Source organism: Mycoplasma testudineum, assembly GCF_002245785.1.
Lineage (GTDB): Bacteria > Bacillota_I > Bacilli_A > Mycoplasmatales > Metamycoplasmataceae > Mycoplasmopsis_B > Mycoplasmopsis_B testudinea.
In genome coordinates this window covers 1-15,776 of the sequence record NZ_NNCE01000012.1, presented here as the reverse complement: position 1 = coordinate 15,776, position 15,776 = coordinate 1, and the positions used below count along the sequence as shown (strand labels likewise).

Here is a 15,776-nt window from a genome sequence, read left to right as displayed (position 1 = left end):
CAAAAGTTTTTAATGACAATAAGGCAAAACTAAAAATTATTCTCGACAATAAGATAAAAATAATCAAAGACCAAAGAGACAATATGATTAACAAGCTTTACGAAGTAGGGAGACACACATACCCGAAAATACTTGAGATTGTTGACAATTCATTTGGAGTAATTCTTAATTCGTTAAAACACGAATTATCAAAACTAAATTTTAAATAAAAATAGTACAACTATAAATAAATAAAGAATAAAACCACCCTTAATTGACTACAAATTGATTAGTCATAGTTTTTTGTATGCAGTAAATAAATTTTTAAAGTGATTTAACTAATTTTTATGAAAAATATTTACGGAAAATGCTAATATTTTCAAAATTAAAAACTCCTTCAATATAAAACGGCCCTAACCTTATTTCTAAACTATTTTTATTTAATACTGTCAAAACGGGAATTTGTTCATGTCATCAATTTGTAGGTTCCGGGACTATTTCTTTAGTTTTACTATATTCTATAGATCATTTTTCTTTTTTATTAACGATATTCTCTCAATCAATTGAATTAACATCTTGTTTTTCAAATCCAAAAGTTTTAACATTTAATTCTCTTTTTGATTGATTGAATTTTATATCGACAATATGCTCATGTTTATTCATTGCTGATAAAAGAATGAAATTTTCTTTGAAAAATAATTCATTTATACCATTGAATTCAACTAATGTGTCAAGTTTATCTTTTTTTAGTTTTTTAAAGTAGTCAATACTTTTTTGCGTACCAAATTCATTTTTTTGTATATCGGTTAAATCTTCTGATGAAGTAATAAATGATTTAAATTGTTCGAATGAAGTAATTACATTATGATAATTTTGCAATGATTCTCTGTGAATAAACGTATTATCATTAATAAAATTTGGAATTGAATCCTGAATAATCAATTTGTTTTTCAAAAAATCGGAAAACTGATTTTCAGTTAAATGATTCATCAGTTCTAGATTCGATATAGTGTCTATAAAACCATAAAAATATTTTTTAAAATTTTGATCATTTAAGTCATATCAATTTTTTTCGCTAATTTTCACTTTTCCGTCATTAATATCTAATTTATATCCAGCATTAATTTATAATTTTAATTTCAATTGATTGTTTTCGCCATCAATATTTTTAATCAAATTGAAAGTTTTTTCTATAAGTTTAGCAATTTCTTTGTTTTGCTCAGTATTTAATGTGTAATCGTTTTCTGGATTTGATTGAGAACATGATATCGCAGCTAATAAAGTAGGCGAAATTACAGTTAAAAAATTTCATAATATAAATTTCTTCATTTTAAATCTCAAATAGTTTTTTTGTTTTTTAATTTTATACATACATAAATTATACAAAATTGCAATTTTAATTATTTTATAAATTGTTTACAGAGTTATATAGATAGAAGTTAACATACATTGCAAGCACTTTTTATTCTTGAATTAAAAATAAAGTACTAGATTGATAAGACAATTTAACTAAGAATTTTGCTGTTTAATAAAAATTCACACTAAATCAAGTGACATGTAATTGTATTAATATTAAATGATTCAAATACTATTGAAGAAAATAATTATTCTTAAATTCTTTAATAATTTTGAATGCTTCAACGATTTTTTTAAAACTATAAATTGATTTAGAAATTTGTATCATTGATTCACTTATGGTTTTAATAAATTTAGTTTCAATTGGTGTATTGTTTTCATCTTCGCTAATTCTTTTTATTTCTTGACTAATTTTATAACCTAGGAATATAGACATTATAAAAATTATTATTGCCACAATTACAGCTACTATTACTCCGTAATGAGATATATTAATTGATCTAGGTTGCATATATGAAAAATAGAAAATAATTAAAGAAACGATAAACAATATCAAAGATCAAAAAGATACAAAATAAATACTTAAACCAATTTTCATTTTTAAAGTCAATTTATTTAAATATTCTTTACTTCATTTATTTTGCATAAAATAATCCTATCATAATGTGTTTTGTTCTTCTTGGGCTATTTCATCAAAGACACTAATTTCCATCAAAAGATTTACTGAGTTTTTATTTGCTCCACTTCGTTTTACAAAATCATCAATTGTTTTGTAAGGTCTTTCTTGTCTTGCTTTAATAATGTTTTCAGCAACTATAGCACCAAGCCCATCAACAACTGAAAATGGAGGAATTAATACATTATTTTCTTTGTCAAAAATCCATTCTATTGCTAATGATTTATCTAAATCTAAGATAGCAAATTTTATGCCCCTAGCACTAGCTTCTTGAGCTATATAAAGTGTTTGTAAAATACTTGATTGTGTACTTGAAAGTGCTTTACCTGTTTGTGATCTTTGATTTTGCAATTCTTTAATTTTTGCATCAATAGCTGATTTACCACCAATCATTGACTTAATATCAAAATGCTCGGTTCTAACCGTAAAATATGTAGCATAATATTCAAGCGGGTGATGAACTTTAAAATAAGCTACTCTTCAAGCCATAAAAGCATAAGCAGCAGCATGTGCACGCGGGAAAAGATATTTAATTTTATCCATAGAGTCAATATAGTCTTTATTAACTCCATGTTGTGTCATTATTTGTCTTTCTTCATCACTTATTCCCTTGCCCTTACGGACTTTTTCCATAATGTTAAAAGATAATTTATTTTCTACTCCCATTTTAGTTAATTTTCGAAGCATCTCATCTCTAGTTGTTATAACTTCTTCTAAACTGTAACCTTTTTGTTTAACTAAAATTTCACCGTTATTAAGTCAAACATCGATACCATGGGATAAACCAGAAACAGCAACTAAATCAGAAAAACTTTTAGGTTTTATATCTCAAAGCATTCCTCTAACAAATTCTGTTCCAAATTCAGGTATACCTAAAGCCCCGGTTTTTTCACCGTTAATATCTTCTGGTTTAATATTTAATGATTCTAATGATGAAAATATTTTAATAACAGCTTCATCTTTAGTAGGAATATCTTCTACTTTTATATTAGTTATTCTAAGTAGCATTTCTAGTGCTTTTGGATCTTTATGTCCTAGTAAATCAAGTTTTAATAAATTATCATGTATAGCTCGATAATCAAAGTGAATTGTTTTTCAGTCGCTATCTAAATTTTCAGCTGGATAATTAATCGGAGTAAAATCTTCAACTTCAAATTGCTTAGGTATAACTATGATCCCGCCAGGATGCTGTCCTGTAGTTCTTTTAACTTTTTCTGCTTTAGTTAAAAGATAATTAATATAAGCATCAGAAGGTTTTTTACTTTTGTTATCAAAATGTGACATTAAATAACCATAAGCTGTTTTTGAAGCTGCAGCAGATATTGTTCCGGCTCTATAAGTGTAAGCTTCGCCAAATAATTCTCTAACTTCATTATGAATTGTCGCTTGATAATCACCGGTAAAATTTAAATCTATATCAGGAACTTTATCAGCATCAAAACCTAGAAAAGTTTCAAAAGGAATGGTTTGTCCGTCTTTGCGTAATTTTATATTACAGTTATGGCAAATTTTATCATCTAAATCAAAACCACTACTTGTAGGCGGATTTTCTACAAATTCAATATATTTACAATTAGTGCAATAATAATGAGGCTCTAAAGGATTTATTTCAGTTATTTTTGAAAGTGTAGCAACAATAGATGAACCTACCGAACCACGTGAACCAACGATGTGACCGTCTGCATTTGTTTTAGCAACTAATTTAGTACTAATTCAATAAATTACGTCAAAACCATATTTTAAAATAGGTGTTAATTCTCTTTCGATTCTACTTGCAATATTTTCTGGTAAAGGATTACCATATTGTTTATATGCATTTTCATAAACTAATTCTTTTAATTTGACTTTACTATTGTCAAATTCTGGTGTGTACAATTTATCTGGAAGTATCTTAATTTTTTCTACTGAAGCAGCTAATGAATTAGGATTTAAAACAATGTATTCAAGTAATTCGTGTTCATCTAATTGCAAGTCTTTAAAATCATCAAATAATTCTGTAGTAGTAAAAAAATGCATGTCAGGATATTTAACTTCATCTTTAGCCCGGTAACTGAATAATTTATTACGTTTGTTTTTAATTCCAGATGCTTCAATATATACTTCGTGAACGATCTTATCATTTGGATTTACATATCTAGGTGAAGCAGAAACAATTATTTTCTTATTTTTATTTTTTGCCATTGAAATTAATTTTTTAACAAGAACAATAATATCTTCTCTAGAATTATCAACAAATTTATGACTTAAACCGGATAAAGGAACTAATTCAATGTATTCAACTTGGTCCATTCATCAACTTAATTCTTCTTCATCTCTTGTAAATAAAGTTTCGTAAATAGGGCCGTCAACACCACCTGATGATGAAATTAAGTTATCAGATAATTTTAATGATTCAATTGGATATTTTGCCGGATCATAAAAATATTCAGTAAGAGCACTTGAAATAATTTTGTATAACTCTTTTAAACCTGCTTGTTTTTTTATTCAAATTTTAATTTCATTTTCACGTTGTTTTTTTAAATAACCGTCAACTTGATAATTGTCTAATTCTTCTAGTGTTGTAATATTTAAATCAACTAATCTTGAAATCATAATTATTCAAGTTTTAGCTAAAACATCAGCATCATAATCACCGCGGTGTGCAACATTTGAATCATAAACAATTTGATGTCGCTGCGCTACTCTACCTAAATTATGAGATTTTTCATCTATATTCAATAAATAAGAAACTTGCAATGTATCTAAAAAAATATTGTCAAATTTAATTCCGAATTGTAGTCCTTTTTGTTTTAAAAATCCTAAGTCAAAACCAGCATTATGAGCTAAAACTACATAATCTTTAAAGATATCTTTTATTTTTAATAATGCTTCTTTAATTTCATAACCATTAATTAAATCAGCATTACTAATTCCGGTTAATTCGGTAATTTTAGAAGAAATTTCACGATTGGTTTTAATGAAAAATTGATATTTTTCTTTAATTTTTCCTTCACTTATTAAAGCAGCTCCAAATTCAATAATATCATCAACAATTGGCGCAAATCCTGTTGTTTCAAGATCAAAAGAAACATAAGTAATATCTTTTAAGTGTGTCTTAACAATGTTATTTTCATTAGAATTTAACAAAACTTTTTCTTTAGTTTTAATAACTGATAAACTAATTCCATATATTACATTTAAGTCTTTATCTTTTTTTGTAAGTTGATAAAAAGTTGGAAAATGTTGAACACTATTAGTATCTGTAACACCAATGTATTTATGTTTAAATCTTTTAGCTTGTTCTATTATTTCTTCAGGAGTAGCAATACCGTCCATTGTTGACATTTTGGTATGAAAACCTAATTCAGTATGCTTGTTATTACTTGTATCTAATCGTTTTGATTCATAAACATTTTTAATTGAATATTTTCTAATAACTAATTGTTTATTACCGTTACGGTCATTATTATTACTACCAAAAGCTTGAATATATTTATTTATTCCTAGTTCACTAAATTCTTCTTTTGTTTTAGCAAAAGCTATTGCAGAAATCGCTTCTGTTTCATCAGTAAATTCAATTGTGGCATAGTAATTTCCTTTTTTGGATTTAGCTATATCAAATTTGAAAATTCTACCTTCTAAACAAACATCATGTTCCATGCTTTCATAAAATTCTAAATTAGTTAACGGTGTAAAAGAATTTTTAAATTTTGAAAATTGTTTTTCTTCATTTACTGGTTTAACTGAATTTTCAACATAAGATTGCATTGCCGAATTTAAAGCATGTGAATCTTCTATTATTGTATGATTTAGTTGTGATTTTTCAAGCTTGATTTCACAATTTGATATACCTTCTTGTGACATACATTCAATTAGTTTTAGTTTAAAAGTTTTTACATAATTGTAACTAACATCATCATCTGTAACTAAGTCGATAATATTACTATCATTTTGCTTTGATTCTAAATGGAATCTTTGTAAATGATTGAATAAATTTGAATCATTAAGTTGATTTTTAGCAATTAATTTTAATTTAGAAAATAAAAAATTAGATTCATAAATTATATTGTTGCAATACAAATTTATAAGTGCTTTATCAAAATGTTTATTAAAACCTTTTTTGATATCATTAACTAACTTTTTCATTTCTGTTTCTGTAATTTTTTCATTATATTCTAGACCTAATTCAACAGAATTTGACTGTTCATCGTATGAACATTCATTTACTAAAATATTGCTAAATTTATCTTTAACTTTTATACCGAAACTGTTTGCTAGTTTTAAAAAATTGCTCATGTTTTTATTGTAATATAAAAAAATCATTAAGCCATTTTTAAAGTAAAAAAAAGATCCTGATAACCAGAATCTAATAAAAAGCAAAAGCTAACATTATTATAAAATTCACAAATAAAGTACTATCTAATCGATCAAGCATACCGCCATGACCGCCAAGTAAATTTGAATAATCTTTTATTCCATTACTCCTTTTTAAATATGAAAATCACAAATCACCAATTGGAGAAACAAGAGGTGCGACTAAACTTAATAATATTATTGAATTAACTTTCATTCCAACATTATCGGTTTGTGAAATTGATATAAAACGTGAATTCAAATCTAGTCCTCAATAAATCGCTTGAACAAAAATAATACTAGTTAATAGACCAGCAAAAAAACCTTCAAAAGATTTATTAGGACTAATTATTGGTGCAAATGGTCTTTTAATTATTTTCTTACCTATTCATGAACCTACTAAAAAAGCACTAGTATCTGAAATTATCGGAATTCCAAAAAGTAAAATTAGAAACTCTCATTGCAAAGTAGCTGTTAATCATATTCCTCTATAAAAAATTATAATAAGTGAGTAACTAAAAAGTATAGCAATTGAATTTAAAAAGATTATTTTCGGAGCCATTAATCTTTTTTCTTCAATTCTTAATTCACTATTTTTAAGTTGGTTATTAAATATAAAATAATAACCTATTAAAGATACAAAAGCAGCACCTAAAATTGCATACATAGTTCAATCAGCTAATACATCGCTTTTTAATCTAAAAGCCATTTGATTTACCGGAGGATTGTTAATTAAACTGTTTTGAATTGTTTGAGTTTTATCACTAACTATTATGCTTGTTATAGCCAAAGCAATAAATAAAATTCTCATACTTCAATGAATCTCAAATGATTTTAATAATTCATAAATTAATAAAGATATGGTTATGGTTACTACAACTAAAATTAAAGATCTTAAAGCTATAGCATATGCTTCATTATTCCCATTTGTAAAAATGCTTATAAAAAGGATTGAAAAAAGAACAACCATGAATATGATTGCCGGAACAATTCTTTTTAGTGGAATTTTTTCGAAAATTTGGTTCATAATTTTTTAAAAACCTCAGGACTCGAACCTGATCTGTTCCTTTAACAGTTTTTATATGGCGCACCCGGAGAGAATCGAACTCCCAACCCCCAGTACCGCAAACTGATGCTCTATCCGTTGAGCCACGGGTGCGTGAATTAAATTCTATTAAATTTTAGTGATGTTAAAACTACTCGTAAAAAATAATAGTAATTTAATTTTAAATGAATTTTTATAGATAAATTAAAAATTTAAAAAATCAAAATCTGAACTTTTTAGGTCGCAAATTAAGCTAATTTTTAATATAAATTAAAGTAAAAAGATTCCTTCTTTTTCGGCTCTAAGAATTTCTTTTTCAGGTCAATAACTTGCTTGAACTTCACCAACATGTGCTTTTTCTAATAAAAACATACATAAACGACTTTGTCCAATTCCGCCACCAATTGAATAAGGTAATTTTGCTTCTAAAATAGATTTATGATAAGGGCTTTTAACCATTAAATCTTCAAAACTTAATTTATGTGCTTTTCTAGCTTGTAAACGCATTGCTTCAGCATCAACTCTTATACCCATGGAACTTAATTCGATTGATTTATCTAAAGTCGGATGATAAACAATAATATCTCCATTTAAATTTCAATCATCATAGTCAAAAGCTCTAGAATCATGTACTTTACCACTTTTAAGTTCTCAACCAACTTGAGTTAAAAAGAAAGCTTTAACTTTTCTTGAGTGAGTGTGTTCTCTTTCTTTTGGTGTTAAATTAGGATATAAATCTTCTAATTCCTGTGTTGAAATAAATTGAATTTTTTCAGGTAATTTAATGCTTAATTCATCAAATTCACTTTTTAATCTATATTCAGCACGCTTAACTTGTGCATAAATTGAACGAACAACTCTTTGCAAATACTCATAGGTTCTGTCTTTAACATCAATTGCTTTTTCTCAGTCTCATTGGTCTACATAATAAGAATGCATAGGCCCAACTTCTTCTTCACGTCTAATAGCGTTCATATCAGCATATAAACCTGTACCTATTGGATATTGATAATGTTTTAATGAGTATCTTTTTCATTTAGCAAGTGAATGAACTACTTCTACAACAGTAGGATCGCCTTTAAATGAGAAGCTAACAGGTAATTCACCGTTTAATCCATCATTTAATCCGGTTCTTGGATCAACAAATAATGGAGATGTAGCTCTAGTTAAACTTAATTCCTTTGCTAAATATTCTGGAAATACACTTTTAATAATTCCGATTGCTTTTTGTGTATCGTTAATTGATAATTTTGATTTGTACATTTTTTCCTTTAAATTTTTACTGCCTCAATTTATTAAAAATAACCACTGATTGAGGCAGTGATTATTTTTAATAATAATTTGAAATCTAAAAATAACACTGCAATTAGTGGTTATTATTGTTATTTAATGCGTGTTTAAATTTCATGAGATTATTATAACAATTTTTACTAATTTGCCAATTAAATTATATTTTTATACTCCATTAGGAAATAAAGCAGTTTTGGTAAATCCATCAAAATCTGAAGCCATTTTTTTTAAATTCTGACGATATGATTTAGTTTGCCTAGGATATTTATTTTTGTTAGTTCCGTCAATTAAATTATGTGCATATACAACAGGACTTCCATCGTTCATACTTTCATATAAAAGATATTCATCAACTGATTTTTCTAAAAATGCAATAAATCCATAATGATTTGTTTGAAAAGCTGATTCTACACGTGAAGATAAGTTTGTATAAATACCCATTGTCAACCCTTCTTCATTCATGACCATAGACCCACTAGCACCGTAATATAAACTGCTATTGTCAATTCTATGTGCGCCATCAATTTTAGTTGCTTTTTTAGAAAAAAATTCTATTTGTTCACTAGTTGATGAACCAAAGGATCTATTATTAAAAATTCCTGGATTTATAAATGAAACACCATCAGAAGGATGATTATGTAAAAAGAAAGGCTTACCATTATTAACTGGATAACCACCGATAAAAGCTTTTCTAGGTGAAGAATATCAATTACTAAATTCTGAATTATTTTTAATAATATTATCTTTATCTAATCTAGCAAGTGAAAGATAATCAACACTTATATACGGCATAGTTCCTTGAATGTGATTAGCTAATTTAGTATTTTTTGCTCTTAAAATATCTTTATCTAAAGATGAAATTGCTTTATCAATATCATTTTTTAATTTTTGGTTTTCACTTTTTGTTTTAATACTTTCAACTAGTTTTTGGTAATTAATTTTAATACCAAAAACAGCAAAATCTTTTATAAAATAATCAGATTCTTGACCTTTATCTTGTAATGCTTTAATTATTTCATTATTAGCATTTTCATCAAAAAAATTAGTTGCTACAAATATTGTTTTTGGATTAGAAACGATATCATCACCAACAAAAATATTATTTTGACTTGAAGTGCTTGTCTGAACACTTCTAGCTTTATCATTATTATGATAATAAATTATGTCATTTGAACTTCCTGGGTTAGTTTCATTTGGAATTGAATTTAAATTAACATTATCTGTTGCTTTACCTAAACTAAAAGCGCTTACATTTCCTTGAGTAGAAACATATTCTGGGAATTGACTATTGAATTGTGAATTCATTGAATTATATGCTGCTCCGTAAACGTGTGCATTAGTAGCTAAATATAGCATAACTTCTGTTTTAGAACTATTTCAAGCATAATCTAAAAGTCATGCTGTTCCTTGTGAAAAATTATAAATTATGTCGGTTTCATCTGGTGGTGTAGAGTGAATTGATATTCCAAATGTTCGATCATAAATTCTTTGATTTATTTCTTCATCACTTAAAAGTGTTGAAGCATCTTTTGAAACTGTAATAGGATTAAAATTTGACTGTTTATTTACTTTATTTGAATAAACAAAATTTACTTCTGATTTAGGATTTTCTGGCTTAGGATTTTCCGGACTAGGATTTTCCGGACTAGGGTTTTCTGGTTTAGGGTTTTCCGGATTAGGATTTTCTGGCTGTTTTACCGATTCATCTTTAAAGCCAGTTAATGTTAAAACTAAATTGTATAATTCCTTATTTGCTTGAGTATATTGATATGAAATTAATAAGGTATTCCCCTTTAATTCTTGCTTAATATTTTTAACTGTTGCAGAATTTGATAATTCAAAATAATTACTTTTATTTTTTAATAAATCAGTTAATGAAGAATAAGAAATTGACTTCATTTCTTCATTTAAATTTTCAGCAGTTTTATCTACATTCACTATTAAATTTTTATCCTGTTTATTTCAAAATTCAACAAACTTATCTACAGTATTAATATCACTTTTAGCTGGGTCTTTTTCACCATCACCTTTTTTAATAATATCTTTATCATCAATTAGTCCTGGATCTGTACTTGGATCAATAATACCTATTTTATTAGCACAAGAAGCAACAACTGCTATTGTTGATATTGAAATTATAGAACTTAAAACTAGAGCAATTTTTTTTGATTTATTCATGGTTATACTCCTTCGGGGAATAATGCAGTTTTGTAAACAGTTTGCCCGTTTTTATCCATAATGCTTTTTAAATTAGAACGGTAAGAATTCTTTTGAAATTTATGTTTAGTTTTATCAATTAAATTATATGAATGTAATATTGCTTGCCCGCCACTAAAATTAATATACATATCTTGACTTTGACTAAAAGGTTCAACCAAACCAATACCACTTTGATCATCACCGTGCATTGTTTGAGTTGCTCCAAAATATATTCCTATTGGTAATCCAAAATCGCTTGTAACTAGTGAACCACTTCCTCCGCCACCGATACTTGCATGCTTAAGTCTGAATTGATATCCATAATAATCAAATCAAAATTTACCCATAAATCATTCTAAACTTATGTTATCTATACTTACTGCTTGAATCCCGGAATCAATTCCGTCTTTATTAACTAAATCAATTACATTTTCATTTTCAGCTATTGGTTTAAAACCACTATATTGATAGTTATTATAAATTGGTCTTGCAATACCATTTCTTACTGGATAACCTAAAATATTAATATTTTTTATCTGACTTGAAGCATTAACTAATTGATTATCCGTGTGAGTGCCATTATCAAAAGCTGCACTTACAACATCTTGGTTCATGTAAGCTAATTCACCATTAGTATTTGGTATTTTTTTCTTTGATAATTCAATTGATTTATCAACACTAGCCATTGCATTTTTAAATCATTTTTTAGTAAATTCAATACCTTCTTGATTTGATTTAAAATCATTACCTCAGACCGAATTTGTTAATGCTTCAAAGTTTGTATTATTTAAGTCAATATCCACAGCAAAAACAGCAAAATCTTTCATGAATCCAAATTTATTTTGATTTATTAGTTGATTTATTTTTTCTTCTTTTTGTGAATCATTATCCAAAATATTTTTATTTGATGCTCTATCTTTAAAAATAGTACTAAATTGATTAGTTGTTTCATCAGACATAAAATCAGCTGCAGCAAAAATTAATTTAGGACTTGACATTCCTTGAAAATATGAACCGTATGTTGATTGAAATGAACTATTATCATATTTTTTATTAGTTACATAAGCTACTTCACCAAATCCGTTACCACCATTTACTCTATAGCCGTTTCCATCTTCATTTAAAGGATTGTATTGCAATTCCTGTTTAACTTTACCAAAAGCAATATTAACTTCTTGATTAGGGTTTTTAACATTGTAGTCAAAATCTAATCCGGTCGCTGCTGTATTATGAATTGATTCAAGTACGTGAATGTTTGAAGCAAAAAACAAAGTGTAACTATTTTCACTTTTTTTATGATAATCAAGTAATCAAGCAGTACCACGCTGTTGCGGCGTTGATAAGTAAGATTTTCCGTCTGAAGTTGTACTTATTCTTATTGAAAATGTACGATCATGAATTAGTTTTAAGGCTTCAATTTTATCTAGTCTTTGAGCCTGAGAATTGATTGTTTGATTATTTACTGATTTATTTTTTACATCAGGATCATTTGGCGTTCCTGCATCAGAAAATGATGTTGATAATTTTTGTGTTCCAAAATCAGCTTTCAATTGATATTTATAATTGTTTGTTTCTGGTAAAGCATCAACTTTTTTATCATCAGGATTACTAGGTTTAGGATTTTCTTCGTTTTTAGGATCATTATTAGGATTATTGTCTGTAACTTTACTGCTGCCATTTTGATCAGGTTCTTTTTGTTCATTGCCTGAACCTGCACCATTTTCTGGTTTTTTTATTTCTTCACCTTGCCCTGGTTTAGGAGACGTTTCGTTACCATCACCTGGTTTTGGAGAAGTTTCTTCACCATCACCTGGTGTAGGTGTAATTACGTTACCATTACCACCTCCTAATACTGGAGTAGGTAATTCTAAAATTGGTTCTTTTTCAAAAGTATTACCACATGCAATTGCAGAAACTGAAATGGTCATTGTGCTAAGTGTACCAATAGATACAAATAAGATTTTTCTTTTCATGCCGGTATTATATAAAAATTGATTTTTTTATTTAAATTAAATTAAATAGCATTATTAACTTCAATTTTGAACATATTCTTTAAAAATTTCAAAACTCGACTTGTAATCAATTTTTTAAATTTTTTTGAAGTGAAAATGATATATCCTAAAATGCTGTTTTTTATAATCATTAATTTAAATGAAAACTAATCTTTTATTGCAAATATAGGATAATTATGTTGTGATAGTGAAGATAGTGCAATAATTAAATACAAATTAGTATTTTAGTTAAAACATTTTCTAAAATTTAATGATCATTTTTAGAAAATGCATACCTTTTGATTGGGGTAAAATAATGAAAAAATTTAAATTACTAAAAATATTACCATTAACATTGATTACAACAGCTGCCATTGCTGTATCTTGTAACCAACATACATTTGATACATATCCTAATTTACAAGAAGAAGTAAAATATACAATTAGTGAAGTTGAAAACAAACAAATTGCCGCTTTATTAGAAAAAACATTTAATAAAATTAAAACAGTTGATGAAACAAATTCGTCATTAGAATTAGACGCTAATGTAAATAATGAATATTGATTAGGTGAGCGTGACCGTCAATATAATTTTCATAAAAAGCCAAGTTTCAAAATTGAAAATGGAGATAAAAAAATATATTATGGATTTCTTAACACAATTAAAAATATGGAGGATTTAAATAAGCTATCTGAAAAACAAATAAATGAATTAATTAAAAATAAATTAATTATTGAAGGTAATAATCCAGATTATGACATGTATAAAAGAACTTTATGGGGTTCTGATAGCTATAATAAAATCATTTCTTCATTTGATGATTTTAAACATTTTTTATCCTATACAAAAAATTGAAAAGATGATTCAAATATTAGACTAGATACTGAAGAAGGAATTGATTATTTATCAAAATTAAAAAATGAAAAAATAAATAATTTAAAAAACTTTAATTCAATTGACGCTAATTATTTTAAAGATAATTTAATTCTTTTAACAACTACCAATATTGGTGAAAGAATTGTTGATATGCAATTTAATCCAAAAACTAATACTCTAAATATTCAAACGATGCACATTCAAATAGAAGGTGAAAATTTTTATAATTGAACCAAACTTGTTAATGATTTAGAAATATGAACTAAAAGAATAACAACTGTTGGGATTGATTATCCGACAGTTGTTGGTTGAAATCATCATGAGCAACATACTAAATTAACTGTTATAAACAAAAAACAATATGGCATATCTGATTCCAGTGATATTAAAGTAAAAGAAACGGTCTTGGATAATTATTTTCTTTTAACTAATCACTATTTGAATAAATAGAATTGGAACTATTTAAAACAAAATGATACAAGTTTTATATTTATACATGTATTCATTTCAAATAAAAACTATTTTATGTTAATTAAAATTAAGTAAGTATTTTAATTAGGCTCAATCTGTTATAAAGCTTGAATCACATTTAAAAAATAATTACAACATAAAACATAATTAAGGAATTTTAAATATAGAATGCTCATTTCATCAATGAAACTTAATTATGATTAGTTAGCAAAATTATATTATTTTCCTCCCACTCGAATTTTTAATGAATTAAGACTTACATACAAATTTTGAAAATTACCTATTAAAATGAAAGGAAACATATATTATGAAAAAAATATTGTTACCATTTTTATTTATGACTACTTCTATTTCATTTATTGTTTTATCTTGCTCACAAACAAAACAAGAATACGAATTAAGTATTGAGCAAAATAAAGTCATTGCTAAAAAAATGCAAAACTCTTTTAATAAAATTAAATTTATTGATACTTCCGATAAATTATTGAACATGAAAGTTTCTGTAAATAATAATTATTATTTTTTCAAAGGAATTGACTTTGATGAAAATATATCTTGAAGTTGGTCTACGTTTTCAGAAAAAAATAAGTTTATAAAAAAACATTTTTGAAATGGCGGTTTTGGAATTAATGTAGATAAGTTTTATCGAGGATTCATTGATACAGAAACTAATTTAGAATTAATAAATAGACTGCCTGGTGATCGAGTTATTGATTTACTTAATAATGGTTTAATTATTGAAGAACCTATAGACAACAATTTAGGTAAACAAAAATATTCTTACAAATTGAATAATTTTAACAAAGTAATAACTACATTTGATGATTTAAAAACTTATTTATCATATTCATTTAATACGGATGAAAATATTGAGTCAAATTTAGCCTCGAAATCTAGTCTTGACTATTTGCTAAATTTAAAACAGGAAAAATTAAAAAATGTAGCTAAATTCAATAATATTGATAACAATTTTTTTGAAGAAAATTTAATCCTAATTTCAACAATCGGCGAATTTGAAGAAATTGTTGACATTCAATTCAATTCTAATCAAAATGAATTGGATGTCAAGACTATTAACATAGAAAGAAACAATGACAAATCTATCAACTGACTTAAAACTGTAAATGAGAATCAACAATCTCGTTTTAATTTTTTAAAAAATCCTTACATACCACTTGTAATATATTACAATTGACATAAACAAAGAACGGTCATGACGGTTTTAAATAAAAAAGAATTAGGTATTAATACAAATAATAGCATTTTAGTAAATATGATGAACTTAAATGACTATCCATACTTAACCAAGCACTACTTAAATAAATAAAAATTCATGCTCATTAACGGGCATGAATTTTTTCTATATCTAATTGTTTAATAAATTTTTATTTTTTCATTTGGGATATTACTGATTTTGTAAATATCTGATTGTTTTGTAGAATAGTTAGGTAAATGATAAAATTCATTCAAAAAATCTGCAAACACTTGGGAACAGTATAGTTTTGGTGAGATGTCAGAAAGTTTTAAATACGGACTTCCAGCAGCTGCAACTGAGTATGA

12 protein-coding genes and 1 tRNA gene are annotated in these 15,776 nt (G+C 26.2%); 3 read left to right on the top strand and 10 right to left on the bottom strand.

The window, feature by feature from the left end:
- Nucleotides 1-209, top strand: a 209-nt coding sequence (locus tag CG473_RS04280) for a hypothetical protein (protein WP_211276224.1), incomplete at its 5' end; no start/stop codon positions are given.
- A 115-nt stretch (nt 210-324) separates the two neighbouring features.
- Here the strand turns inward: CG473_RS04280 and CG473_RS04050 are convergent.
- The 9 genes from CG473_RS04050 to CG473_RS04010 all read right to left on the bottom strand — a co-directional run bounded on the left by CG473_RS04050 (nt 325) and on the right by CG473_RS04010 (nt 12,850).
- Nucleotides 325-1,065 (bottom strand): hypothetical protein, encoded by a 741-nt coding sequence (locus tag CG473_RS04050; protein ID WP_094255034.1) that lies wholly within the window; start codon nt 1,063-1,065, stop codon nt 325-327.
- 39 nt (nt 1,066-1,104) lie between these two features.
- On the bottom strand, nt 1,105-1,350 hold the full coding sequence (locus CG473_RS04045) for a hypothetical protein (protein ID WP_094255033.1): 246 nt from the start codon (nt 1,348-1,350) through the stop codon (nt 1,105-1,107).
- Nucleotides 1,351-1,567: 217 nt separating this feature from the next.
- Nucleotides 1,568-1,981, bottom strand: a complete 414-nt coding sequence (locus CG473_RS04040; RefSeq protein WP_094255032.1) for a hypothetical protein — start codon at nt 1,979-1,981, stop codon at nt 1,568-1,570.
- A 9-nt stretch (nt 1,982-1,990) separates the two neighbouring features.
- Nucleotides 1,991-6,286, bottom strand: a complete 4,296-nt coding sequence (locus CG473_RS04035; RefSeq protein WP_166623158.1) for a PolC-type DNA polymerase III — start codon at nt 6,284-6,286, stop codon at nt 1,991-1,993.
- A gap of 70 nt (nt 6,287-6,356) precedes the next feature.
- Nucleotides 6,357-7,370, bottom strand: coding sequence for a phosphatidate cytidylyltransferase (locus CG473_RS04030; protein WP_094255030.1), 1,014 nt, complete (start codon nt 7,368-7,370; stop codon nt 6,357-6,359).
- 56 nt (nt 7,371-7,426) lie between these two features.
- Nucleotides 7,427-7,502, bottom strand: a tRNA-Arg gene (locus tag CG473_RS04025).
- 156 nt (nt 7,503-7,658) lie between these two features.
- Entirely contained in the window at nt 7,659-8,651 is a 993-nt protein-coding gene (locus CG473_RS04020) for an aspartate--ammonia ligase (RefSeq protein ID WP_094255029.1), read from the bottom strand.
- A 192-nt stretch (nt 8,652-8,843) separates the two neighbouring features.
- Nucleotides 8,844-10,856, bottom strand: a complete 2,013-nt coding sequence (locus CG473_RS04015; RefSeq protein WP_094255028.1) for an MIP family Ig-specific serine endopeptidase — start codon at nt 10,854-10,856, stop codon at nt 8,844-8,846.
- A gap of 2 nt (nt 10,857-10,858) precedes the next feature.
- Nucleotides 10,859-12,850 carry an MIP family Ig-specific serine endopeptidase gene (locus CG473_RS04010; RefSeq protein ID WP_094255027.1) on the bottom strand — a complete coding sequence of 664 codons (1,992 nt, stop codon included), beginning with the start codon at nt 12,848-12,850 and terminating at the stop codon, nt 10,859-10,861.
- Between the two features lie 334 nt (nt 12,851-13,184).
- Here CG473_RS04010 and CG473_RS04005 point away from each other — a divergent pair, with 334 nt between their 5' ends.
- Both CG473_RS04005 and CG473_RS04000 read left to right on the top strand, forming a co-directional pair.
- Complete coding sequence (locus CG473_RS04005; protein ID WP_094255026.1) at nt 13,185-14,195, top strand: hypothetical protein; 1,011 nt, start codon at nt 13,185-13,187, stop codon at nt 14,193-14,195.
- 328 nt (nt 14,196-14,523) lie between these two features.
- Complete coding sequence (locus CG473_RS04000) at nt 14,524-15,543, top strand: hypothetical protein (RefSeq protein ID WP_094255025.1); 1,020 nt, start codon at nt 14,524-14,526, stop codon at nt 15,541-15,543.
- A 47-nt stretch (nt 15,544-15,590) separates the two neighbouring features.
- Here the strand turns inward: CG473_RS04000 and CG473_RS04265 are convergent.
- On the bottom strand, nt 15,591-15,776 hold a 186-nt coding region (locus tag CG473_RS04265), incomplete at its 5' end, for a hypothetical protein (protein WP_169709377.1).